The sequence below is a fragment of the Anabaena sp. TISTR 8404 genome (genome assembly GCF_056847745.1).
This window is the reverse complement of record NZ_CP180578.1, coordinates 6,009,809-6,033,812: the sequence shown is the minus strand read 5'-3', so window position 1 is coordinate 6,033,812 and position 24,004 is coordinate 6,009,809. Positions and strand designations below refer to the sequence as shown.

20 protein-coding genes are annotated in these 24,004 nt (G+C 39.4%); 9 read left to right on the top strand and 11 right to left on the bottom strand.

Going from position 1 to position 24,004, the window contains the following annotated elements; translation table 11 throughout:
• Position 1 precedes the first annotated feature (1 nt).
• Together ACMX3D_RS26145 and ACMX3D_RS26140 are read left to right on the top strand one after the other, a co-directional pair.
• Positions 2-2,443: an ATP-dependent Clp protease ATP-binding subunit gene (locus ACMX3D_RS26145; protein WP_482752430.1), complete on the top strand. Its 2,442-nt coding sequence runs from the start codon at positions 2-4 to the stop codon at positions 2,441-2,443.
• Between the two features lie 832 nt (positions 2,444-3,275).
• Positions 3,276-6,794: a WD40 domain-containing protein gene (locus ACMX3D_RS26140; RefSeq protein WP_482748698.1), complete on the top strand. Its 3,519-nt coding sequence runs from the start codon at positions 3,276-3,278 to the stop codon at positions 6,792-6,794.
• Positions 6,795-7,076: 282 nt separating this feature from the next.
• Here ACMX3D_RS26140 and ACMX3D_RS26135 read toward each other — a convergent pair whose 3' ends face one another.
• Positions 7,077-7,298: a hypothetical protein gene (locus ACMX3D_RS26135; RefSeq protein WP_482748697.1), complete on the bottom strand. Its 222-nt coding sequence runs from the start codon at positions 7,296-7,298 to the stop codon at positions 7,077-7,079.
• Positions 7,299-7,403: 105 nt separating this feature from the next.
• Positions 7,404-8,195 (bottom strand): hypothetical protein, encoded by a 792-nt coding sequence (locus ACMX3D_RS26130; protein ID WP_482748696.1) that lies wholly within the window; start codon positions 8,193-8,195, stop codon positions 7,404-7,406.
• A gap of 261 nt (positions 8,196-8,456) precedes the next feature.
• Here ACMX3D_RS26130 and ACMX3D_RS26125 point away from each other — a divergent pair, with 261 nt between their 5' ends.
• Complete coding sequence (locus ACMX3D_RS26125; RefSeq protein ID WP_482748695.1) at positions 8,457-8,642, top strand: CopG family transcriptional regulator; 186 nt, start codon at positions 8,457-8,459, stop codon at positions 8,640-8,642.
• 97 nt (positions 8,643-8,739) lie between these two features.
• Here the strand turns inward: ACMX3D_RS26125 and ACMX3D_RS26120 are convergent, their stop codons facing one another.
• From ACMX3D_RS26120 to ACMX3D_RS26110, 3 genes are all read right to left on the bottom strand, one after another.
• Positions 8,740-8,895 (bottom strand): ribbon-helix-helix domain-containing protein, encoded by a 156-nt coding sequence (locus ACMX3D_RS26120; RefSeq protein WP_482748694.1) that lies wholly within the window; start codon positions 8,893-8,895, stop codon positions 8,740-8,742.
• A gap of 738 nt (positions 8,896-9,633) precedes the next feature.
• Positions 9,634-10,371 carry a 2-phosphosulfolactate phosphatase family protein gene (locus tag ACMX3D_RS26115; RefSeq protein WP_482748693.1) on the bottom strand — a complete coding sequence of 246 codons (738 nt, stop codon included), beginning with the start codon at positions 10,369-10,371 and terminating at the stop codon, positions 9,634-9,636.
• 139 nt (positions 10,372-10,510) lie between these two features.
• Complete coding sequence (locus ACMX3D_RS26110; RefSeq protein WP_482748692.1) at positions 10,511-11,146, bottom strand: Uma2 family endonuclease; 636 nt, start codon at positions 11,144-11,146, stop codon at positions 10,511-10,513.
• A 199-nt stretch (positions 11,147-11,345) separates the two neighbouring features.
• Here ACMX3D_RS26110 and ACMX3D_RS26105 point away from each other — a divergent pair, with 199 nt between their 5' ends.
• The 4 genes from ACMX3D_RS26105 (at position 11,346) to psb35 (ending at position 14,472) form a co-directional block, all read left to right on the top strand.
• Positions 11,346-11,765, top strand: coding sequence for a BlaI/MecI/CopY family transcriptional regulator (locus ACMX3D_RS26105; protein ID WP_482748691.1), 420 nt, complete (start codon positions 11,346-11,348; stop codon positions 11,763-11,765).
• Entirely contained in the window at positions 11,765-12,610 is an 846-nt protein-coding gene (locus tag ACMX3D_RS26100; RefSeq protein ID WP_482748690.1) for a M56 family metallopeptidase, read from the top strand. The genes ACMX3D_RS26105 and ACMX3D_RS26100 overlap by 1 nt, the downstream gene beginning before the upstream one ends.
• A 446-nt stretch (positions 12,611-13,056) precedes the next feature.
• Entirely contained in the window at positions 13,057-14,007 is a 951-nt protein-coding gene (locus tag ACMX3D_RS26095; RefSeq protein ID WP_482748689.1) for an XDD3 family exosortase-dependent surface protein, read from the top strand.
• 237 nt (positions 14,008-14,244) lie between these two features.
• Positions 14,245-14,472: a photosystem II assembly protein Psb35 gene (gene psb35, locus ACMX3D_RS26090; protein ID WP_482748688.1), complete on the top strand. Its 228-nt coding sequence runs from the start codon at positions 14,245-14,247 to the stop codon at positions 14,470-14,472.
• A 185-nt stretch (positions 14,473-14,657) separates the two neighbouring features.
• Here the strand turns inward: psb35 and ACMX3D_RS26085 are convergent, their stop codons facing one another.
• Positions 14,658-15,083, bottom strand: a complete 426-nt coding sequence (locus ACMX3D_RS26085; RefSeq protein WP_482748687.1) for a tellurite resistance TerB family protein — start codon at positions 15,081-15,083, stop codon at positions 14,658-14,660.
• 57 nt (positions 15,084-15,140) lie between these two features.
• Positions 15,141-16,490, bottom strand: coding sequence for a 16S rRNA (cytosine(967)-C(5))-methyltransferase (locus ACMX3D_RS26080; RefSeq protein ID WP_482748686.1), 1,350 nt, complete (start codon positions 16,488-16,490; stop codon positions 15,141-15,143).
• A gap of 158 nt (positions 16,491-16,648) precedes the next feature.
• Here ACMX3D_RS26080 and ACMX3D_RS26075 point away from each other — a divergent pair, with 158 nt between their 5' ends.
• Positions 16,649-17,482 carry a hypothetical protein gene (locus ACMX3D_RS26075; RefSeq protein WP_482748685.1) on the top strand — a complete coding sequence of 278 codons (834 nt, stop codon included), beginning with the start codon at positions 16,649-16,651 and terminating at the stop codon, positions 17,480-17,482.
• Between the two features lie 118 nt (positions 17,483-17,600).
• Here the strand turns inward: ACMX3D_RS26075 and ACMX3D_RS26070 are convergent, their stop codons facing one another.
• The 4 genes from ACMX3D_RS26070 to ACMX3D_RS26055 all read right to left on the bottom strand — a co-directional run bounded on the left by ACMX3D_RS26070 (position 17,601) and on the right by ACMX3D_RS26055 (position 23,338).
• Positions 17,601-18,911, bottom strand: a complete 1,311-nt coding sequence (locus ACMX3D_RS26070; RefSeq protein WP_482748684.1) for an IS701 family transposase — start codon at positions 18,909-18,911, stop codon at positions 17,601-17,603.
• Positions 18,912-19,005: 94 nt separating this feature from the next.
• Positions 19,006-20,421 (bottom strand): glycoside hydrolase 100 family protein, encoded by a 1,416-nt coding sequence (locus tag ACMX3D_RS26065; protein WP_482748683.1) that lies wholly within the window; start codon positions 20,419-20,421, stop codon positions 19,006-19,008.
• A 314-nt stretch (positions 20,422-20,735) separates the two neighbouring features.
• Positions 20,736-22,181 carry a glycoside hydrolase 100 family protein gene (locus ACMX3D_RS26060; RefSeq protein ID WP_482748682.1) on the bottom strand — a complete coding sequence of 482 codons (1,446 nt, stop codon included), beginning with the start codon at positions 22,179-22,181 and terminating at the stop codon, positions 20,736-20,738.
• 644 nt (positions 22,182-22,825) lie between these two features.
• Positions 22,826-23,338, bottom strand: coding sequence for a hypothetical protein (locus ACMX3D_RS26055; RefSeq protein WP_482748681.1), 513 nt, complete (start codon positions 23,336-23,338; stop codon positions 22,826-22,828).
• Positions 23,339-23,421: 83 nt separating this feature from the next.
• Between ACMX3D_RS26055 and ACMX3D_RS26050 the strand changes: the two genes are divergently transcribed.
• Positions 23,422-23,811 carry a VOC family protein gene (locus ACMX3D_RS26050; RefSeq protein WP_482748680.1) on the top strand — a complete coding sequence of 130 codons (390 nt, stop codon included), beginning with the start codon at positions 23,422-23,424 and terminating at the stop codon, positions 23,809-23,811.
• Positions 23,812-24,004: the final 193 nt, after the last annotated feature.

The window sequence follows — 24,004 nt, the reverse complement described above, 5'->3', positions numbered from 1 at the left end:
TATGTTTGAACACTTCACTTCCGAAGCAATTAAAGTAATCATGTTAGCTCAGGAGGAAGCACGTCGCCTGGGACACAACTTCGTAGGAACGGAACAAATTCTCCTGGGTTTAATCGGAGAAGGAACGGGAGTTGCTGCCAAAGTGCTGAGCGAGTTGGGCGTTACCCTCAAAGAAGCACGACGCGAAGTTGAAAAAATTATTGGTAGAGGTTCTGGGTTTGTACCACCAGAAATTCCTTTTACTCCCAAGGTGAAAAGCCTCTTCGAGCAATCGTTTAAAGAAGCTCATAGTCTAGGACATAACTACATCAACACTGAACACCTACTTTTAGGTTTAACTGAGGCGGGTGAAGGTGTTGCAGCCAAAGTTCTGCAAAATCTGGGGGTAGACCTGAGATTAGTTCGGACTGCTGTGCTGCGTCGTATAGGTGAAGATGCCAATGTCGCTGTGGGTGGTAGTATTCCACGGCGGAACCAACAAGCACTCACCCTAGAAGAGTTTGGCAGAAATTTGACTAAACTCGCACAAGAAGGCAAGCTAGACCCTGTAGTTGGTCGGGAAAAAGAAATTGAGCGTGCCATTCAAATTCTCGGTCGCCGCACGAAAAATAATCCTGTGTTGATTGGCGAACCAGGAGTTGGTAAAACTGCGATCGCAGAAGGTTTAGCACAACGTATTGCTAACCAAGATGTTCCTGAACTCTTGTTAAATAAACAAGTCATTAGCCTGGATATGGGCTTGTTAGTAGCAGGAACTCGCTTCCGTGGCGATTTTGAAGAACGCCTGAAAAAAATCATGGACGAAATCCGCTCAGTTGGTAACATCGTCCTGGTAATTGATGAAATTCATACCCTTGTGGGTGCTGGTGGTACAGAAGGCGGCTTAGATGCAGCCAATATCCTCAAACCAGCTTTAGCACGAGGTGAACTCCAATGTATCGGCGCTACAACTCTCGATGAATACCGCAAGCACATCGAACGTGATGCCGCTTTAGAACGGCGTTTCCAACCAATTTTGGTCGGTGAACCTTCAGTTGAAGAAACCATCCAAATACTGTATGGCTTGCGTGGTGCTTACGAACAACATCATAAAGTAGAAATTTCTGACGCGGCTATTTTAGCAGCAGCGCAGTTGTCAGATCGTTATATTAGCGATCGCTTTTTGCCAGATAAAGCCATAGACTTAATTGACGAAGCTGGTTCCCGCGTCCGCTTGCGGAACTCGCAAATTTCTGCCAACAAGGAACTCAAGCGTCAACTAACAAGTGTCACCAAAGCTAAACAAGAAGCCGTCAGAATCCAAGATTTTGACAAAGCAGGTGAACTCCGCGACCATGAATTAGAACTAGAAGCTCAGTTACACGCAGAGCAAAGTGTTTCTCAGCCCATTGTTGACGAAGAAGACATTGCTCAAATCGTTGCTTCTTGGACTGGTGTCCCAGTCAACAAACTCACAGAATCTGAATCAGAGTTGCTGTTACACCTAGAAGATACTCTGCATCAACGCTTAATCGGTCAAGAACAAGCAGTTACTTCTGTATCTCGTGCCATCCGCCGTGCCAGAGTAGGTTTAAAGAATCCCAACCGTCCCATTGCCAGCTTTATCTTCTCCGGCCCCACAGGAGTTGGTAAAACAGAATTAGCCAAAGCTTTAGCATCCTACTTCTTCGGTGCAGAAGAAGCGATGATTCGCTTGGATATGTCTGAATTCATGGAAAGCCATACCGTATCTAAGCTGATTGGTTCACCTCCAGGTTATGTCGGCTACGATGAAGGCGGTCAACTCACGGAAGCAGTGCGACGCAAACCATACACAGTGCTGCTGTTCGACGAAATCGAAAAAGCGCATCCTGATGTCTTCAATATGCTGCTGCAAATCTTGGATGACGGTCAACTGACTGATGCTAAAGGTAGACGCGTTGACTTCAAGAATACTTTGATTATCTTGACTTCTAATATCGGTTCTAAGGTAATTGAAAAAGGTGGCGGTGGTTTAGGTTTTGAATTTGATAATCAAGCCGAAGCTAGTTATCACCGCATCCGCAACTTAGTCAACGAAGAACTCAAAATTTACTTCCGTCCGGAATTCCTCAACCGTGTTGACGAGATTATTGTCTTCACTCAATTGAGTAAAGATGAAGTCAAGCAAATTGCTGATATTATGCTCCGTGATGTTGCTAACCGCTTAATGGAAAAAGGCATCACCCTGGAAGTGACAGAAGCATTTAAAGATTTGGTAGTCAATGAAGGTTACAACCCCAGCTATGGTGCAAGACCTTTACGTAGGGCAATTATGCGTCTGCTGGAAGATTCTTTAGCTGAAGCACTACTATCAGGCGAAATCAGCAATGGCGATACAGCGATTGTAGATGTAGATGATGACGGTCAAGTTAAAATTCGCAAGTCAGATACGCGTGAGTTACTCTTGGCAAATGCTCACTAAGCTTGACAATCTAACAGTTTGAAAATCAAAAATCCCTTGGTACATCAACCAAGGGATTTTTAGCAATTTATAATCTATGAATCATAACAATAGGATTCTTAGATTATTAAAAAAATTCTGGATCATTACCCGATATTTTTTCCTGTTACCTGTTCCCCATTCTTCATTCCCTATTCCCTGCCCTAAGCAGTAATTTCTCCGAATCAAATCGGATTGCTATATATGATTTACGTAGTGCTACTATTTATAGCAGTTGCTGGATAGATTAGGATAAATACTCATCATCACAATATGAATGCTGATACTTTTTCCACTCGGTTCCCTACGATAACTTGAATAACAATACAAATAATGTGGTAGAAGCACACAGTTTTAAGCCCTTACGAGAAATATATTTTTATCAAATTTTTAAAGCTATGCTACAAGACAAAAAATACCAGATTTTAGCAGGGTTTAACGATGTAGCATGAGGTAGACAACAGGCAGTAAACACAGTCGCCTTAGACCAGATGCACCGCCTAGTTATTGATAAATATTCTCATAGTGATCATTGTTGTGGTATATGCTAAGATACAGCCCAAATTCCGTTTAATGTACTTAGTTTTGTGTATAAAATAATTCTGCATAAACTTTAACTATTGAATTAAAGTTTGATAAATTCAGAATAATTTTGCATTACTCCTCTCTAAGAAAATTTTATTCAAAACATCAGACTTGCTTGAGGTAAGGATGCTGAATTATAAATTTTTAGCAATAAATTAAAATTACAACATTGTTCTTTGAGAGGGCCAAGAGTATTAGAGCTTAGTGATAGTTAATACATTTTCAATACATGGTATTACAAAATTGGAGACGTAAGCGTGGCGTTGCACTTACTAGTAGGGGTTTACAAAAACTTCAGGAGGCAAAGCGGAAGTCAGAAGCAAAAGAAAATTTTGGCAATAGCTACACACTTGAAGATATAAGTTCACTTTCGGGGTTACATCCAAGTACAATCTCAAAAGTACTAAATCGGGAAGGAGGAGTTGATAAAAAAACTCTGGAAAAACTATTTCTAGTGTTTAACTTAAAAATAGATGAAAGTGACTATTTAAGCTCAAATACTCGCCTAGATTGGGGAGATGCGAGTTTTTTACAGATTTTTTATGGACGTAAAGAAGAGCTTAGCACATTAGAGCAATGGATTCTGGATGAGCGTTGCCAATTGGTGGCATTGTTAGGAATGGGTGGCATTGGTAAAACTGCTCTGTCTGTAAAGCTGGCTCAAAATATTCAAGAAGACTTTGAATACGTTATTTGGCGATCGCTAAGGGAAGCTCCACCTGTGAAAGCGATCATCACTCAGTTGCTGCAATTTTTATCTGATGAGCAAGAAACAGAAGCCAACTTACCAGAAAGTTCAAGCGATCGCGTATCACGATTAATTGACTATTTGCGCAACCATCGCTGTCTATTGATCCTGGATAATGCCGAGTCAATTCTCCGTTATGGTAGTCGAGCTGGCAAATATCGAGAAGGATATGAAGGGTATGGTGAACTGTTCAGGCGTTTAGGAGAAGCTTCTCACCAAAGTTGCCTATTACTAACTAGTCGAGAAAAACCTCAAGAAATAGCATTATTAGAAGGAGAGGCGCTACCTGTTCGCTCTTTACAATTAAACGGTTTAAAAGTTGTAGAAGGGCAGGAAATTCTCAAAGTTAAAGGATTATCAGCCGCAGAAGATGAATGGAAAGCCATGATTGAATCTTATGGCGGTAATCCATTGGCTTTAAAAATAGTTGCGACAACCATTGAAGATGTGTTTGGCGGGAATGTATCTGAGTTTTTACAACACAATACAGTTGTTTTTGGCGATATTCGTGATATTTTAGACCAGCAGTTTGAGCGCTTGTCAGATTTAGAAAAAGAAATAATGTACTGGTTAGCAATTAATCGTGAGTCAGTAGCGCTATCAGACTTGCGAGATGATATTTTATCGCCAGTAGCACCACAAAAATCTCTAGAAGCTATAGAATCTTTAGTCAGGCGATCGCTAGTAGAAAAAAGCGCCATAAATTTTACCTTACAACCTGTAGTCATGGAATATGTGACTCAGGTATTAATCGAGCGAGTTTGTGAAGAGATTGTAACTGAGCATATTCAGCTTTTTCGCTGCCATGCTCTCATTAAGGCAAACGCAAAAGACTATATCCGAGAAACTCAGATTGCTCTAATTCTCAAGCCAGTTATTGATGGGTTACTCACTGTATTAAGAAGCAAAAAAGCTATTGAAAACAAATTAACTAAAATTTTAGTCAAACTCAGGAACGAATCACTGCAAGAACCAGGATACACAGCTGGAAATATTCTCAATTTGCTGTGTCAACTACAGACCGATTTAACAGGCTATGATTTCTCTCACCTGACAGTTTGGCAAGCAGACTTGCGGAATATAAAACTGCACAATGTCAATTTTCAAAACGCTGATTTAGCTAAATCTGTTTTTACTGAAACATTTGGTGGAATCGCTTCAGTAGCCTTTAGTGCAGATGGCAAACTTTTAGCTACCGGAGATACCAATGGAGAGATTCGCTTGTACCAAGTTTCAGATTGGAGACAACTGTTAATTTGTCAGGGACATACTAACTGGGTTCCATCACTGGTTTTTAGTCCTGATGGTCGTATCCTGGCCAGCAGTAGTAGCGACCACACTGTGAAGTTGTGGGATACCAACACAGGTCAATGTCTTCAAACTGTACAAGGACATGAACACGAAGTGTGGACAGTAGCCTTTAGTCCAGATGGTAATATGCTAACAAGTGGTAGTAATGACCACATGATAAAGCTATGGAGTGTTAGCACAGGTGAATGTCTCAGGACTTTCCCAGGACATACAAGTTGGATAGTCTGTACAGTTTTCACTTCGGATGGTCAGACGCTAGTAAGTGGTAGTGATGACGACACAATTAGATTTTGGGATGTCAGCACTGGTAAATGCCTCAAAATCTTGCGAGGGCATCTTGATGGTATACGATCAATCAGTATCAGTCCTGACGGTCAGATCCTAGTAAGTGGTAGTGATGACCAGACACTGAAGTTGTGGCATTTTAGCACTGGTAAATGTATTAAAACTCTACAGGGACATAATGCTGCGGTCTGGTCAGTTGCTATTAGTCCTCAAGGTAATCTTATCGCTAGTGGCAGTCTTGATCAGACGGTAAGATTATGGGATTTTAATACGGGTCAATGCCTGAAAACCCTTCAGGGACACTCCGGTTGGGTACTTTCTGTTGCCTTTAATTTGCAAAAGAATCTTCTCGCCACTAGTAGTGATGACCAGACGGTGAAACTATGGGACGTTAATACTGGTCAATGTCTTAAGACTTTTAGTGGATATACCAGCCAATCTTGGTCAGTTGCTTACAGTCCAGATGGTCAAATGTTGGCAAGTGGCGGTCATGATCAAATGGTGAGGTTATGGGATGTCAATACAGGAAAAGCTTTACAAAGTTTCCTGGGACATGGTGCTGTAGTTCGTTCAGTTGCCTTCAGCCCAAATGGGCAAAAACTGGCAAGTGGCAGTGATGATCGCATAGTGAAGTTGTGGGATGTGAATACTGGTCAACCCTTGCAAATTTTTCCAGGACATAGTGCAGCAATTCAGTCAGTTACCTTCAGTCCAGATGGACAAAAACTGGCAAGTGGCAGTGAAGATCAAACAGTGAGGTTGTGGGATGTGAATACTGGTCAATCCTTGCAATCTTTTCCAGGACATCGCGCTGCGGTTCAGTCAGTTGCCTTCAGCCCTCAAGGGAGGACACTAGCAAGTGGTGCTTGGGATCAAACAGTCAAGTTGTGGGATATAAACACTGGTGAGTGTCAAAGAACATTAGAGGGACACACAAATTGGGTTTGGTCAATCGCTTTTAGCCCAAATGGAGAATTACTTGCAAGTGCCAGTTATGACGGAACAATTCGGCTGTGGAGTGTTAGCACTGGTGTCTGTCTTCAAACTTTAGAGGTTTGTGCAAATAGTATTGTTAAATCAGTAGTTTTTAGTCGAGATGGTCAGATTTTAGCTACTAGTAGCCCCGATTACACAGTTAAGTTATGGGATGTCAAGACAGGTCAATGCAAAAGTACTTTACATGGGCATTCAGCTTGGATTTGGTCAATTGCTTTTAGTCCAGATAATCAAACTCTAGCTAGTAGTAGTGCTGATGAGACGATTCGGCTTTGGGATGTCAGTACGTCCGAGTGTTTAAAAACTTTAAAAGCTAAAAAATTTTATGAGGGAATGAATATTAGAGGCGTGACAAGCTTAACTGCTGCAACTATTACTACTCTGAAGGGATTGGGGGCTATGACTTAACGTGAGTTCGGTATAAGCTGAAACCATGATTCTATCGTTGTCTGAAACTCCTATCCCTTCGTAAAACTAGCAGCAAAATCATCTTAATCCAAACTCAGGTTAGATAGGAATTTCCTTTACTGAAACAAGTGTCAATCCCTGATTATCTAACTTTTAGGATATTTGGTCTAAAGAGCTTGTGAGTTGATTTAGAGCTTTTTCTACCACAAGTTAGACAATCGAGGGATATTCACTATTAACCTAATAACCTAAGTTCTATCCATTTAGACACAGAGACAGAAACTAAAGATCAGCCATAGGTATGTCACTTGGTAATCCGTGGGCAAATTCCTCGAACATGATTCTTTCTAACTCAAACTCTGTCTCATCCAAAACCTCAAAGCTACTTTCGTTGAGGTTACTAGCAGAATCATGACGATTCAAAGATTGTTGTTGAATAACAGAATTATGAGAATTCCAAGATTGTTGTTCGATAGTTATGGTTGTCGATGTTGCTGTTTTCATGGTTTTTCTCTGAATAATCACACTGAGTTGAGATGTTATGAAACCTTTTTCGCAAAATTCTAGCTTGGTTCTTGGGTAAATATTTTAGTAGCTAATAACCAAGCCTTAATCATAGTTATTGGTTAGTTTTAGTGGTTTTAAGACATTTTGAATCTCCTCATCTGATATATAAGCTTCTTTCGGTGGGCTAAAACGCAACAATGCTGCTTTATAGCAGGCTTTCGCCACGCGATCGCGTTCTTGGGGTGTCAGCCCTGCAATTATCGCCACCGTTTCCTTTACGTGCTGTACTTCAGTTGTGCTAATAGCACTGTGTACACGTAGGCAACGAGTGGCATTGATACCTGGTGGTAGCAATGCTTCAACTTTTTGGATATAACCTTCTCCTATACACGTCCCTAAACGTTCCGCTGTATAGGAATAGCCAACGCAATCAATAGGATCTGAATCCTGTGCGCTTTGGGCAAAGTAATCCATTAAAGCCTTTGCCGCAGGAGGATAAAATGCTTCTACAACAGCTTCGGCTTGATACCCCATTGAGCGGATATCCCGTAGAGCAAGTAAGTCGTGACCTGCTTCTTCTGTTGCTTTCTGTGCAGCCCACTGTGCCAAACTCTGACGATTTGCTGAAGCGAAACGTGATCGTGCTTCTTCCATCAATCGCGGAGTCGAATGGCACAAATGATAAAAACCTGTAAGCCTCCATACCCAACGTGTAGGGGTTAATGCTGGTGGCCGACGATCTGTTTTTACTGCGTGCCAAGCAGATACTATTGCATAGTCTAAAAGCTTTCGGGTTTTAGCTAAGGTATCTACATCAATCATATTTTGAGTCAAGGAATCACTACTACTCACTGGCTGCGGTTGATGTACCCAAGTACTATTGGTTGTCTCCATCACTACCTTGTCCTACTCAATAAATGTCGATTCAGTAATACTTAATAAAGTAAATGACTACGTGACTTTAATTTTGAACATATTGTTCTAACTTACTGATAAGAGTGGCTTATTAAAGGTTGATTTTCGCGTTTCACAAGTAAATTTTTTAACAAAAAGATAAGTAAAAAGCTTAACTTTAAGCTCAAAATCTTGATTTTCACTGGTCAAGATGTTTCAGAATTGGCAATATTTAGAAAATTCCACATAAGTTAAAAAATTATGGATAAAACAGCTGCGCTTGGATCTTCTGGTTTGACAAGCCCCAGTAAAAAATCGATAGTCAAACAAATTACCTTAGACCTGACTCCAGATGAAGCTCAAAATCTTGAAAAGTATTGCAAGCAAACAGGTCAAGCTGTTACGAATGTGATTGAAGAACTCATTCGGGGTTTATCTGTGAGCTAATTTTTTCCAGGCAACTCTGGAAAGTTAAGGTTGATAAAATTCTTGACTCAATAGAATAAGAAATCAACTATTGGCTTCCAACGCATACTGAGCTTGATTACTGCTCAGACCGTGTAGTAGCCAATCCTCGAATCAGTTCCCTGATTACATCTGTTGCAGGTCTTCCTGTTTGGTCACAATACTTTTCTAGGTTTTTGGCTTCGTTTAGTGCCAGGTTGATGGTTATTCGTTTGACCGCCCATTTTTTATTCATGCTATGAATCTAGTTGTATTGAATAAAACTACAGAAATTTTTATTGATTCAGACCGCTTTATTGCTTTTATCTGTGCGCTGCTGCGCGATCAAAAACAGAGAGGTTGATTTACCATACTCTTAGAAACCGTAAAGAAGTTTGTTATTTTGCTATGAGTTGAATCATAACTTTTTAAACATTCTCTATAATTTCTGAGTTTTCTGTTTTCCCTGGGATTATGTGAGATTCTGAATTTCTCATTGAGAATATTACCACTCAAGTCAACTATCAGCCAAATATGAGGTCAACACTAGGTAAGGTTAAAATTAGCACAATAATGTAACTAAATTATTGTGGCGATTTTGCTTTAATTTAAAAAATATCGATAAATAGAGGTATAAGCGTAAAATTTTAATTTTAAATGCCGAAATCTGCTGCCTAATGAATTTTTAGTGGCTCATACAAGCTGTAGCGCCTGTTGACGCTTCCAAGCAACGACAAATATGCTAAATTTAAGTTAATTTATTTTTATAATTTAAAAAAAATACATTAAACATTTTGATAAAATATCCCTGGTATTTATACCAGGGATATTTTTAATCATGAATTCAAACAGAACAAGCGGCGCGTACAGATTAACCTTCTAGATATGCAAGCAAAGTTAAAATTGATACATTGAAACCTAAAAAAATCCAGACAGATGCCAAAATCACAAAAAGAAAAAACTTGAGCATATTTGATTATGGGTAATTAACTTGTTAATTTTTGCTTTTTAAAACTCCTATTTCTCGTTGTATTGGCAAAACATCTAGAATATCAGTTTGAGAACAATATTTCAGGTCTTCATGGCATTCAAGGCGTAACAATCGTTTGCCGTGACTAGCATGATGTAATAATCCCAATAGGTTATCTTGCCACTGCGAGTAAAGGGCGATCGCACTAATTAATTCATCGTTACCAGCTAATTCATCTGGTGACACCTGCAATTTTTCGACAAGACTATGAGCGATCGCACCAGCACAAACTGTATCCTCTAAAGAAAAACTACCTTCCCAACCAGAACCAACAATCCAAACTGTCTCTGGTTGCTTTTCTAAAAGATACTGGACTATAGCCGCACGGTTGATTAAAGCTGCTGCTAGTACAGCAGGAGAGTTTTGTATCCGTTGTAAAGCACGAGTACCATTTGTAGTACTAATAAACAGGCGACGACCTTGTACTAAATCTGGTGTATAGTCTAGGGGAGAGTTACCGAGTTCAAAGCCAGCGACTTTGGCCCCGCCACGTTCTCCGGCTCTTAAACGTTTTTCTGCTGGCCATTGTTCGCTAACCTCCATGAGTTTGTCTAAATTGCTGAAGACTTGCACTGCTTCGCCTCCAGCTGCTAAAACTGTGGCAATTGTACTAGTGGCTCGCAAGACATCGACTGCGATCGCGCAGTCTGGAATTTCTTTTGTAGGAGTTAATTCCGGAGTGTGGTATACGAATAACTTCACGCGCTGGATACACCTGCTCTAAATATTATTATCGAGATACATTCTAATTTGTGTTAATAACCATAATGACAATTTAAGCAATAGGATTTTCTAGAGGGTATGGCAAGATATAGGCCAATGAGGACAAACAGCATTGAGTTTAGCTGTCAGTTAACAGTTGTTTAAGATAGCGAATCGCGGCTCTGGTGTTGCGTTGATAGGCAACTTGGACACACTGTGTAATCGTACTTTGCAAATCAAACTCTGGAAAATAGCGACTTTGAGTTTGTAGTTGGTAATCGGCTCCTTGCAATTGATAAATTAACAACTGCTGTTTTTTGAATAACCAGATTTCAGGAACTCGATAGGGAAAATAATCTTGGACATCAGAATAACTAGTTACGTCAATTTCAATAACAAGATCTGGTGGGGGATCTTGTCGCCAGTCAATCCGCTTTTTACCCGAAACAGCTTGCCAATTGTCAATGTAAAAACAGTAGTCAGGCTCGATCCCGCTTTCTTCAGGTAAGCTCATAGTCATGGGAGTAAACGCATCATATTCCTGTCCATCGTGATCTAAAAGAGTCTTGACAATATCTGCAAGCAAATTGGCATCTCGACCATGTACCGTCAAAGGTGACATTAATAATACTTCTTTATCACGATATTTGATGCGGGGAATTGAACCATCTCCTCGTTGTTCACAGAGGCGTTGGTATTCTTCCCAACTAGCAGGTAACCGCACTACAGCACCAGGGGGTAACTGAATTTTTTCCGAAGAGATCAAGGCAAACATGACTTAAGTTCCTTTGGGTGGCGGCTGATGGTAATAATTATGAAGACTTGAGATTGTATTTGGGGAAGTGCGATCGCTTTTTGATTTAATTTAATCAGATGTCACCAAAACGAGGGACTATAATAACTCTACCTTGGTGAATCAAGAGGGGAATTTTGCATCAAATCCGCTAATCTAACCTCTAGAATCTAAAATCAACATGGCTCCTTTACCCGAATACCGCCCCAAACAACTGTCTGTAGGCCCTTTAGAAGCAGAAATTTTAAATATTATCTGGGAACTGGGTTCAGCAACAGTCAAAGATGTACACGATCGCATTTTGGCTGATCCCAACCGCGAATTAGCTTATACTTCTGTGACCACAGTTTTGCGTCGGCTAACGGAAAAAGGTTGGCTGGCTTGCGATAAACAAGGGAGAGCTTTTTATTGGCGACCATTGCTCAGTCAGCAACAAGCTCAAGTAATTAAAGCTCATGATCAATTACAACGGTTTTTAGCCGTAGGAAATCCCGATGTCATCGCCGCTTTTGCGGATAGTCTTGATGAAACTGCACAAGAGCAAATTGAAGCGATCGCCAAGCGCATTCAAGCTGCACGCCAAGCCAGGGAGGGAAAATAATGCATCTAATTATGATTTTGGCTGCTGTGACAGTCTCTTGGATATTGAGATGCTCTTGGAATAATCCCCAAGGTAATTGGAACCTGCGGTGGCGGCGATCGCTATTTTTATTTCTGTTTCCACCTTTATTAATATTCATGACTGCGATCGCACTGCTGTGTATGGGGCCACAAGGCAAAATGGGTGGAGCCTACACAGGCTGGTTGAGCTATGACTTAGCGTTTATTGCTCTAGGCTATTTTGCTTTTTTGTGCATTAAACTAACTTTGCAAGGTTGGCAATCTGTTGAATCTGCCCGTAATTCTCCGTTAATCAACCTTGATGGTAGATCAGTTAGACTACTCAACACACCAGCATTATTTGCAGGTCAAATTGGTTTTTGGCAACCAGAATTAGTAGTCAGCCAAGGACTACTAGAAACTCTTTCACCTGCTCATGTAGAAAGTGTTTTAGCACACGAGCAAGGACATCATTATTACCGCGATACATTTTGGTTTTTCTGGCTGGGTTGGATACGTTATTGCACTGCTTGGCTACCGAATACAGATGCACTGTGGCAAGAATTACAAGTGTTGCGAGAACTCCGTGCAGACAGTTACGCTGCATCTCAGGTAGACCCCTTGCTATTAGCAGAATCATTAGTATTGGTGGTGAGTCAAACTTCTGTATTTCCAGAATCTGAGATTTGCTGTGCTGCTTTGGGTAGTAGTGTAGGCGATCGCCTTGAACAAAGAATAGATGCTTTACTAGCACCACCAGAACCCTCAACTGAGCTAAACTGGCAATCCTGGAATGTCTTTATTTGGGCTTTTCTACCAATATTAACAGTCATATTTCACAATTAATCAGTGCAAATCAGCAGAGAAACTATTTTGGCATCCTGAATGTTTCCGTACTGAACCGAAGATATGCCTCTAATTTGTCTTCTGATTAAGATGAATAACCATTATTTTCTTCATATATAGTTATAGCCAGCAAGTATTCCTTGCTGGTTTTTTATGTATAGCTGTTCTTGATGAATTCAAAATCTGTTAAGAACACGGCTATGCAGTATCCCTAAAACTATATTTATTTCAAGTAATTGAAAAAATTCCTAACTTTTTAAGTAAAATTACTGCCTTATTTTAGATACAAATCTTTTCAATTTAAACTCACATTTTATATTTCGATTTCATGAAATCACAGGCAAATTACCTAAATTATAACTTCAGAAAAATTACGCTGTTAGATTTTTTGCAAGGAGAGTAAAAACATATTATTCGAGACATTTCAATCTAGCTAATTATCATTTATGAAAACTAAGAAATTATTCAATTGCCTCAAAGTTGCTGTTACCACTGTTGGCATCCTTTCTTTAGCTCAAGGAGCTTACGCATCCGATTTAAAGGGAACAGTGTTTAGCATCTCTTTGGAATGTTTGAACGACACTACAGGTCTCATCTCCGGGAAAAATTTCACCGATGCTAATGGTTGGCAGTATGCCTTTGATTCTAGCCAAGATGGGATGAATGGGAACTACTGGGTAGGTGCAGCGCCAGGACAAGTAAACCCCTATGATATTCGAGGAATGGCTGTCAAAGAAACCGCTGACAGTGTGATTATCGCCATCAATGGCAATATGAAGCTAACTGGAGAAAGCGAATCCGGTGCTGCTGGCGGCCAGATTGGCTTTGGTGACTTGTTCTTCAATATGTCAGGTAAGACTTTTACTGATGCCATGAACAGTGGTGATTTGTTCGGTATCCGCTTTGCTGAAGCGAATGCTTCCGGTGTACAACAGCTTGGTGTTTATAGTGGAGTTCAAGCAAAAACCGTCACTGACATTAAAGAAGGCTATACCGTTGCTACCTATGGAGGCTTAACAGGTGGTAATAATTCTTATGAAGGTCAAGTTAAATATGGTGGTGGTACTGTAGGTTATGGTGATTTAACTAGTGATTACTTTACTAATAACGGCAAAGACAAAACATTCAACCTGAATGAAATCGCTTCAGGAAAATATCTCACTGGTATCTCTTTCTTGACACAAGGAGCAATCACAACACAGCTGTTGAATACTGGCTATGATGCAAGTAAATTCACAGGTTCCCAAACTATTGCCTTTAAATTCAGTAAATCTGCGATCGTGAAAGATGTTCCTGAACCTTCTACCTTGGCTGGCTTAACAATTGTTGGTTTAGCTATAACTGGTAGCCAAATTCGTAAGAAGTCTCAGAATAGTTCCAAGCAAGAATTAGCATAATTACATTTCCCTGCAATAAAATGATTTTTACTAATGCATCTACCTTCTAATGCCCGATATTGTGTTTGCAAAAACAATATTGGGCAAATTTTTTTGTTTCATATTCTAAATTTTATGTGAGGTCAACTCGTCTATATCTACTGAAAGACCAAATATTTCAAACTAGGGGAGGATGTAAGTGATACTCTAGTTTTATAGTGTCTTAAGTAGTGTTGCGTAAAATAGGAGCATATACTCATGCATATATTAATGCAAGCAGCAGATTCAGTAGCAACAGGCGGAGGACATTTTCCCTTTGCTTTTACATTGGTGTATGTAGTTGGCTTTATTGCTGCTGTCACCATTGGTTCTATTGCTTGGTACAATTCTAAACGCCCAGTTGGTTGGGAAAGCAAAGAACGGCCAGATTTTGTACCTAAGGTAGAAAAAGAAGAAACTCCGGGTCTAGGTGAACCGAAGTCATAAGTGGTCAATAGTCAATGGTCAATAGTCAATGGTGAGTCAGTGACGGGTACGTAGGGAGTTTTCCTATGAGCAACTGATGTTAGCGTTAGCGAAGTTAGGAGTGTCACCCGAATGGTCAAAGTTATAGAACTGAGAATCTAAACTTTTGACTTTTGACTCTGGACTTTTGACTATAGACTATATTTCTAATTTTGAACCTCGACCCAACGACGATAAAGCTTTTGAATTTGTTTAAGCAACGCATTATGAACTGGCTGTTGAGCGCAATCATCGTGTTGGGCTAAATCCTGAAGTTTTGTCAGGAGTCTGGCTTCTTCGGTTGCTACTTCACCGTCGCTATAAATTAAGCCGCTAATGGCTTCAATGAGACTTTCGCATTCTTCCAAACTAGGGCGATCGCCCAGATATTCCTTCACCCATGCATAGCACTCTTTTGGTTGCACAGGTACCAATTCGTAAAGCCAAGGCTTAATCTCTGGATCGGTAGCTAAACCTTTTGCTTGCGCAATTTCGCGGAGATATTGTCGTTCTTCTGGCTGAATTATCCCATCAATCCAAGCGGCTCCAATCAGGATTTTAACTAAGTTCTTTACATTGGAATCAGTAACCATTGCTGCCTCCTGTGGTAGATTGGGGCTTCCATCAAATCGTACAATCCCTGGTAGTAATCACCCGGAATCATTAGTTTTTCTTAAGCGCACCATAAAAAAGCCGTCCATATCCCAACGATGAGGCCAGACTTTGAGCCAGCCTTGAGGTGTGGAATAAATAGAATAAGGTGAACTAGCTTCCAGAGGCTCAATTTGCCATTCAGGATTCTCAGCCAAAAATCCCGAAATTACCTCTTCATTTTCTGCTAGATGCAGTGTACAGGTAGCATAAACCAGTACACCACCATTTTTGACAAAATTTGATGTATGTGACAGTAATTGCTTTTGTAGCAGTGAGAGTTCTTGAATAGATTCTGGTGTTTGTCGCCAACGTGCATCAGCGTGGCGATGCAAAGTTCCCAAACCTGAACATGGTGCATCCAACAACACGCGGTCAGCTGCATTGTAAAATTGCGGTAAGTTACGGCTATCGCCAGTACAAATTTCAATTGATTTTAAATTCAGCCGTCGAGCATTTTCCTGGAGTTTACGCAACCGTGAAGGAGTGCGATCGCACGCCCAAACTTTACCTTGATCCTGCATCAATTCTGCAATGTGTGTTGTTTTTCCTCCTGGTGCTGCACAGGTATCAATCACCACCTCACCCGGTTGCGGATCGAGTAAATGACTCACCAGTTGGGCGCTACTATCTTGGACAACCCACCACCCTTCACTAAATCCAGGTAAATTTTGCATCGCCCCGGTACTGCTAATTAATCGTAAAGCTTGGGGTAAATGAGGCATTTTTTGAGCTAAAATCCCCGCAGATTGTAGTGCTGTCTCTACTTGCTCTAGATTAGTGCGTAAGGGATTGATGCGGAGGTCGATTGTCGGTGTTTGGTTCATCCATTCACAGAGTTGTTCCGTTTCTGCAAAACCAATTTGGTCTAACCAAACCTGAATAATCCAGTCGGGGAAACTATATAAAATCCCCAAACGTTCTACTGGGTTTTCTGGTAATTTCAGAGGTTCAGCAGAGTTTTCTGTTAGACGAATGTACTGACGTAACAAACCATTCACAAAACCTGTGAGTCCAGAAAAATGATTTGCTTTGGCGAGTTCCACCGTAGTATTCACCGCCGCCGAGGGGGGAATTCGTTCTTGGTAGCGCAGTTGGTACAAACCTAAATGTAGGATGGTACGCAAATCTGGTGGTTGTTGGTGAGATTTTTTCGTAGCCAGTTGGTTAATTAGTGCGTCTAGAGTGCGTTGTCTTCTGACACTGCCATAAACTAATTCTGTTGCTAGACGGCGATCGCTATCTGGCAATTTAAATTTTTGCAACACTCTGTCTAGGGCTACGTCTGCATAAGCCCCTTTATGAACATCTCGCAAGGCGATAAAAGCTACTTGGCGGGGGTTAGTCATGAAAGCATTTAAACTACGAATATTTATCTACCCCCTATACCTGGGGACACAAAAAATCAGATTTTGAAATTCTAAAAGAATTTATACCCCTTTCCAAAAAGAATGCGACAAATATATAACTAGCGGTGCAAAGCATTGCTCTCTTATAACAATTCAAGATGAATTTTTTAGCTTGGAGTTATCGAATGCTTTTTGGCGAACTACCAGCAGGTTCCCTCATTTTTCCTGGGGTAGCGGTGGATGCAGACGAAGCTTTTCTCTTCCATCAGACAATCGACCAGGGTATTGTCAAACGAACACTGGACTCTGGCAAACTGCTGTGGAATGTCCAAAATCCGGGAGTACCTTTGGCGGTAATTGGACAAAATCTCTGGCTGATAGAAGGGTCAAGTGATCAATTTCGCATCTTGGCGCTGAACACTGAAACTGGCACAACAGTTCATACCTCGACTTGGTTCAATATGTTAGGTTTACCAGCCATCTTTGACTATAACGTTTATCAAGGTCTATCTGTCAATGTGGAAGCTGGCTGGGCTGCTGCAACACAAACCCTGTGGATATTGGTTAATGCTTCAACCCAATACGCTGGCGGAGCCGTTCCTAGCCCAGATATAGAAGCTGCAAGTTACAATGCAGTTTCTATGCTGGTAAAAGTTATTCCCGCAACTGCCAATATCTCGTTAACAAAAACAAATCACATCAATGGCTTCACCAAGTTCATAGAGAAACAGCAAGACAACGAACTGCCAATTGCTTTTCCCAGTGAATGTATTCCTACGCAAGTAAAAGTTAATTCGCGTTTTATTTCCTCCCAGAAACATTGGGTGCTGCGTTCGGCACAACTCTCTAACTACGTTGTGTTGCTGCAAATTTTACCTGTCGATAACTTTAGTTCGTCTTTATTGCTGCTGCGAGTATTTTCGTCAGACCCACAGTACTTGGTTTGGCAGCAGTGCATTGGTAATTATTACGTGGAACCAGCTCGCTGCTAAGGAACTTCCAACTAAAAAGATATAGTATCACTGTGTAGGCAGGGGGAAAAATAAAAATATCCTATCTTGAAAATTGGATATTTTATTTTCTGCAAGTCCCTAACTTTCTTTTGTCACTCTAGGCAGAGGAAAAAGAGAAAAACTCTGACCAAAGGGATAAAAATAGATGATTATGCAAGGTATTCATGATGCTAATCAAGTAAGAAAATCCTGTAGAAAGTTGAGGAATAGGAAATACCTTGAGCCAAGGTTTAATCAAATTGAAAAGGATGAAAGGTTGAACAATCAGACGTAAATTATTTAAAATATTCTTCCAACCATAATTTTCATCCCACAAGGGATGCTCCGCAAATATTTTGAGGATATAGCTATGAGATTCATGGAAGACACTTGAATGAAGGCTGACCATGAGATAGGTACTACAAACTATTTCCCACCACTTTTGAATGTCAGAATAATGGGTCAGCCGAAAATCTGCCCATCCGAGTTCATTTTTACTTTGTTTAAGTCCATATTCTACCCATGTTCGTAAACCGTAAAGATTACCAACTTCTGAATACTTAATATCTGGAACATGGGTCATTAAAAACCACGTTGAATTTTCAGGTAGCTTCTCCGTGTCCGTCGTGACTTGCCAATAACGAATATCGCGCCGCTTGCCGAAGATAATCTCTCTAATATATCGAACTTCTTGTTTACCATTCGAGAAAACACGGTTAAACTTTCGCCATCTGTTATACCTAATTCTTTGCCCTTTTGGCAGCCAAACTCCGTGATTACTACGTATAGCTACAACAAAATTGAGTTGTAATTGATTCAAAACACTAATAAAATTTCCATCACTTTCTCCATACAGGCTATCTGCCAAAACTAATTCAAATTTAAACCCCATTCCTTGCAGTTCTCTGATTAATTCTGCTGCGATTTCTGGCTTGGTTTTATATTTATCTCCTGGCTGCAATCTCTCTCTTGGTTTATAGATTTGAAATGTTAAAGGAAAGGTCATATCCTCAATTATGCCATAGGCTGTTACTACAACTATGCCATTTTCTATTTTGCCTAAGTTCCCAATATACTGCCTTTTCACATAGTCTGTAGTATGACCTTGTTTTTTGTCTCCAGTTTCATCAATTATTAGAATTAATGATCGCCCATTTAATACTCGTAGTATTAGTTCTAATCTTTGCTTCTTTAATGATTCTACTGACCACGGTGATTCTGTTAAAAAATGATGTAATGATTGCTGATTTTCTAATCCCACCACAAGAGCTATTTCTGGTAAAGATTTTCTTTTTATCTCCGATATCATTCCTAAATGTAGGTTTCGGAAATTTTCAAAACTTCTCACTTCTGGAAATAGGTTTTGGTAGATTGCACAATATTCGTCCACAAATTTTATGCTTGGTTTGGGGCTTCTTGGCTGTGTCATAGTCCCCTCCTGCCTTTCAGACCTCTTTTCTGATTTTACTCTTCCCGGAGTGACAAAAGAAAGCTAATCTGAATTACTGCATAATAGCTGAAAATTACAAATTACAAGTTTGTGCAGTATTTTCTCCAGCAAATTCTGCAAAACAGAATAATTCTAAATAATTAGGGTTACGTATTAATTCTTTAGCCAATAAGAAACCTGTAATTGTCCAGGTTTGATATATTCTGGCTGCCTTACCAATTAACATTCCCCTTGCACCATCATAATATTCTGGCCATTGGTCTTCATAAAGACGGTTTTGAGCTAATTCAATGGACTTTTTCGCAATATCTTTTCTGCCTGTTTTTAGAGCAGATGCTGTTAAGCACCACAACAAAACAGGCCAGTTACCAGCATTATGGTAAGACCAAGGAATATTTTTTGGGTCGCAGCCAGTAAAAATTCTGTATTCTTCTTTTTCTAAGGCTGGGAAACAAATTTTCATCGGCATTGTGCCAATTAAATCTTCCCACTGTGCTTCAATGAGATTCATAATTGCTTGTGCTTGCTGTTCACTAGCCAGAGAAGAAATTATTGCCATCAAGTTTCCTAAAGAAAAGAAACGAGTGTCTAATTGTGAAGGGCCGATATTACCTGCAAGATAACCACCATTTCTCGGCAACCAAAGAGCTAAATTAGCTAATGGAATTGACTCAGCATATATATTGAATAAATTAGTTGCAGTTTGTCCATATTCTTCAACTTTAAACCGATAAATAATATTCAACCGCTGAATATCTATCCAATAATGATGACGAATATGACTTTGCAGCAGAGGTAATCGCTTATCAATACCAACAACAATCTCTTCATCACCAGCACAAATTAATAGCTGACGGGCTGCATGTAAGGCTGCATAAAATAAGGCTTGAATTTCTAAAGGATAACCATAAATACCGAGACGACGATGAATCATACAAGCGCCATCTGGAACTAACAGCGTTGGCGACATATCAAACCGGGTTGCCAAGCAGAGTTCCATAATTAAGGCAATTCCTTGCTGAAACTCTGGTTGTAAGGCAAAGCTTAAATCTTTTGTCGCTTTTACATAAGCGTGTAATATAATTATCCACCAGAGACAAGAATCTACTGGTGTAACTCTAGCGATCGCATGTTCACCAAAATCTGCTTCTAAATACTCTGCATTATTTTTTGCTACAACTTTAAAGCTTGCTGGTATCAAACCTTGAGTTGGTGTGTAAGCATCCAATAGTTGTTTTTTAGGCTGTAATTTTAATGTTTCTTCTAGAAAATTACGGACAATATCATATCTACCTTTAATCAGAAATAATAAGGCAGAGGAAGCAAAATCACGGATAAGACAATGGTCGTAATTCAATGCTGATTGTGATTTATCGTTAGCAGCTACAGTACCTACCGGACGACCTTGAAAGTAAATAATCGCATCTTCTAATAATTGCCATGCTTGCTTTTCAATATCATCTACTATCACTATTTCCTCTCTTTGCATTCCAAAAACTTCCAGTTGATCTAGAATTGGTCGTGAATAATACGTTTATTTAGTTATTTCTGCAAAAATTTTATTGTATCTGAGCATATTGCTACATTTTCCACCTAGCAATATGCAAGTAAGTATTTATTAGTAAAAGCAGTAATTTAGCTTTTACCTTTTCTTATATGATATCGTTTTGAGACTTTGGCTGTTAAAAAAATAGAAAATAAAAAGCCCTCTATTATTTATAAAGGGCTTGCCAAATATTGTTAATTCCGAACAATTATGGAAATGTACAAGCAGTATAATTCCATCTCACCCAATAATAACTATCAAGAGCTATAAGGGTCTACACTACTAATTTCAAATTCACATGCTCTCGAAACTAACTCTGGGGGTAATTTATCAAAACTGACTAATGGTAAATGAGAAGAGTCTTTGATTAATTCCTTAGCTAACAAGAAACCGGCAATAGTCCAGGTTTGATATTTTCTAGCTTGTTTACCAATTAGTCTGCCTTTCTTACCATCGTAATATTCAGGCCATTCGTCTTCACCAATCCGTGCTTCAGCAAGTTCAATTGCTTTTCTTGCTAAATTGGTTCTATTAGTTTTGATTGCTGCTGCTGCCAACATCCACATTAAAACAGGCCAGCTGCCAGCATTATGATAAGACCAAGGTATATTTTTGGGGTCACATCCGGTAACAATTCTGTACTCTTCATCTTCTAAAGCTGGGAAACAAATTTTCATCGGCATATCTCCCACTAAATCGTCCCATCTTTCCTCAATGAGAGTCATGATTGCTTGTGATTGTTCTTCTGTGGCTAAATCTGAAATAATTGCCATTAAATTACCCAAGGCAAAAAAGCGAGTATCTAACTGTGATGGCCCGACATTACCTGCCAGATAACCACCTTTCCTGGGTAGCCATTTATCTAATTCATAATAAGGAATAGAGTCTACATAAATGTTAAATAGATTAACTGCTGTTTTGCCATACTCTTCACTTTTAAAGCGATAAATGGCATTTAAGCGATTAATGTCTATCCAATAATGTTGTCGAATATGGGCGCATAACAGTGGTAATCGATTATCAATTGCGGCCACAACATCTTGATTACCTTTACAAATTAGTAGTTCACGGGCAGCCCGCATTGCTGTATAGAATAAAACTTGTATTTCCAAAGGATGACCATATATACCCATACGACGGTCAATCATACAAGCACCGTCTGGAACTAATAGAGTCGGGTACATATCAAAACGATTTGCCAAACAAATTTCCATAATCAACCGAATACCGTTTTGAAATTCTGGTTGATAGGCAATAGAAAAATCTTTTGTAGCTACGACATAAGCACGTAATAAAATAATCCACCAGAGACAAGAATCAACCGGTGTGACTCTGGCGATCGCGTGTTCCCCAAAATCTGCTTCTAAATATTCTTCGCCATTATCTAATACAACTTTGAAGCTTGCTGGTATTAAACCTCTCCCAGGTTTATACGCATCTAGTTGCCTTTCTTTTGGCTGTAACTTTAAAGTTTCTTCCAAAAAATTGCGAACAATATCTGTTCTACCTTTAGCCAGAAAAATTAATGCTGAAGAGACAAAATCTCGAATAAAACATTGGTCATAATTGAGAGCTTCTACAGAGTTGTCATAGGCAGCTACTGTGCCAATTGGTCTACCTCGATAGTAGATAATCGATTTTTCTAGCGCTTCCCACGCTGCTTTTTCTGTAATTTCATTTGTAACTAAATTCTCTATTTGCATTGCTTAAAAAACTCCATACAGGGTGTATTTTGGTAGTAAATGCACTTTATTTTTGTAATTTCTGCCATCCTCATCATAACAAAGAGAATTTATGGAACAGCAGAATGAGTTTATTCTAAAAGTCGGTTTTTACTATTTTAATAATTACATGGTTTCAACCAATTTCAAAGTTAATTATTTTGTTGGTTGAAATTAATTATTCTTTTGGTGAATTGCATTGCTCAATTTTTCACCTCCAGAAATAAAATTGTTTTTTAAAATAGTTATACAAGATATATTTTTAGATTAATTAATTTTCTGTTTTGATGTCTAGAACAATTTAAATCAATCCAAATATATCTCATAACCTATTTCAAGGCTATGTAAAGCTAAAATAGCTTTCAGTATAGTTACGTATAAGGATTTAGTATTGGAAACTACAACTTGAATTTTCCCCTATAAACTAATAATTTATAACCTTTCTTGAGAATATGCAATATAAATTGCTATAAACCTTGAGAAGTCAATACGCCAAAAGAAGTATAAACACCTGACTATAGTTAAATTTAAAAAATAAATAAACACATCAAATTAAGGAAAAATACTCAATCTTTCGCCAAATTCATATTATGAGTTCAGTATGGACTTAAAATATTACTACCACTTCAATCCCACCAATAAGTAACAATAACAGCATCGCGATCGCATTGAACATCCTCACCCCATAGCGCTCCTTCTAATCGAGTTCTCAGTCGGCGCTGAAGCCGAAAACCGTAGTTATCATTCGTCCCATCGGTGACTTCTACCGAATCAGCTTGCCACTTTTTGCCTAAGTCCAAAAGTTGAGACACTTTGGTATCTTGGTTTTCGCTGAGGATGTAAAGTGTGTCGGCAGGATAAGCTACAAAATGAATGATACTAGTTTCCGGCATGGGACGATAATTGGCCATTGCTAAGAGTGTATCGACTACGCCACCAAAGCTTAAACCGTTTTCATCTGGTGCAAAGATTGGTTTGGTAAACAGAAAGCTTGACCATAAATTTAAATGCTGTGAAAGGTCAGTAATCACTTGTTCACCATCAAACTGATTGAATCGACGCTGCCAAACCAAGGCAGCAAAGAGTTCTTGAGGGGAATAGGATTGAGCAATAGTTTGGATTTTGGTTAAGTCAAGCATTGCTATTACCTACTTGCTGGTTTTGTTCGCTTTTATCAAATTGTAAAATGTCAAAATCATATCTAGCTTATTAGTAGTTATTTATGCCTTACCCACCAGTTGAACAACAAATTACTTTTTTATATACCCGTGATTTAAACGCTTCAACACATTTCTATGAAGACAAACTTGGTTTAAAGTTGTGGCTTGACCAAGGAACTTGCCGAATTTACAGTGTTTGTGGCAATGCATACTTGGGATTATGTCAAGTAGAGCCAACATCGACTTCTGCACCTCAAAAGCAATCAAATGTCATTTTTACCTTAGTAACTCAGCAGGTAGATGAGTGGTATGAATGCCTGCAACAACAAGGGGTTGAATTTGAAAAACCACCAACATTCAATCCAAATTACAACATTTACCACTGCTTTTTGCGTGACCCGAATGGTTACTTAATTGAAATTCAACGTTTTGAAACTAACAATCATAACTAGTTAACGTGAGTTCGATGAACCTCTCCTCAAAGAGTCTTTGATGCGGAGAGCGGCTTTAATATTCTTGATAAAGAACAAAAAATTAAGGTTTTGAAGCCTCTCCCCTGATAGGAGAGAGGTTTGGAGAGGAGCCTTTTAAATCTATCGAATTCACGTCTAGTTAAATGCCAAGTTAAATATCGTTTTAGCTGCA

Coding starts and splice junctions, on each gene's coding strand:
- ACMX3D_RS26145 (WP_482752430.1), top strand. CDS start 2: ATGTTTGAACACTTCACTTCCGAAGCAATTAAAGTAATCATGTTAGCT.
- ACMX3D_RS26140 (WP_482748698.1), top strand. CDS start 3,276: ATGGTATTACAAAATTGGAGACGTAAGCGTGGCGTTGCACTTACTAGT.
- ACMX3D_RS26135 (WP_482748697.1), bottom strand. CDS start 7,298: ATGAAAACAGCAACATCGACAACCATAACTATCGAACAACAATCTTGG.
- ACMX3D_RS26130 (WP_482748696.1), bottom strand. CDS start 8,195: ATGGAGACAACCAATAGTACTTGGGTACATCAACCGCAGCCAGTGAGT.
- ACMX3D_RS26125 (WP_482748695.1), top strand. CDS start 8,457: ATGGATAAAACAGCTGCGCTTGGATCTTCTGGTTTGACAAGCCCCAGT.
- ACMX3D_RS26120 (WP_482748694.1), bottom strand. CDS start 8,895: ATGAATAAAAAATGGGCGGTCAAACGAATAACCATCAACCTGGCACTA.
- ACMX3D_RS26110 (WP_482748692.1), bottom strand. CDS start 11,146: ATGTTTGCCTTGATCTCTTCGGAAAAAATTCAGTTACCCCCTGGTGCT.
- ACMX3D_RS26105 (WP_482748691.1), top strand. CDS start 11,346: ATGGCTCCTTTACCCGAATACCGCCCCAAACAACTGTCTGTAGGCCCT.
- ACMX3D_RS26100 (WP_482748690.1), top strand. CDS start 11,765: ATGCATCTAATTATGATTTTGGCTGCTGTGACAGTCTCTTGGATATTG.
- ACMX3D_RS26095 (WP_482748689.1), top strand. CDS start 13,057: ATGAAAACTAAGAAATTATTCAATTGCCTCAAAGTTGCTGTTACCACT.
- psb35 (WP_482748688.1), top strand. CDS start 14,245: ATGCATATATTAATGCAAGCAGCAGATTCAGTAGCAACAGGCGGAGGA.
- ACMX3D_RS26085 (WP_482748687.1), bottom strand. CDS start 15,083: ATGGTTACTGATTCCAATGTAAAGAACTTAGTTAAAATCCTGATTGGA.
- ACMX3D_RS26080 (WP_482748686.1), bottom strand. CDS start 16,490: ATGACTAACCCCCGCCAAGTAGCTTTTATCGCCTTGCGAGATGTTCAT.
- ACMX3D_RS26075 (WP_482748685.1), top strand. CDS start 16,649: ATGAATTTTTTAGCTTGGAGTTATCGAATGCTTTTTGGCGAACTACCA.
- ACMX3D_RS26070 (WP_482748684.1), bottom strand. CDS start 18,911: ATGACACAGCCAAGAAGCCCCAAACCAAGCATAAAATTTGTGGACGAA.
- ACMX3D_RS26065 (WP_482748683.1), bottom strand. CDS start 20,421: ATGCAAAGAGAGGAAATAGTGATAGTAGATGATATTGAAAAGCAAGCA.
- ACMX3D_RS26060 (WP_482748682.1), bottom strand. CDS start 22,181: ATGCAAATAGAGAATTTAGTTACAAATGAAATTACAGAAAAAGCAGCG.
- ACMX3D_RS26055 (WP_482748681.1), bottom strand. CDS start 23,338: ATGCTTGACTTAACCAAAATCCAAACTATTGCTCAATCCTATTCCCCT.
- ACMX3D_RS26050 (WP_482748680.1), top strand. CDS start 23,422: ATGCCTTACCCACCAGTTGAACAACAAATTACTTTTTTATATACCCGT.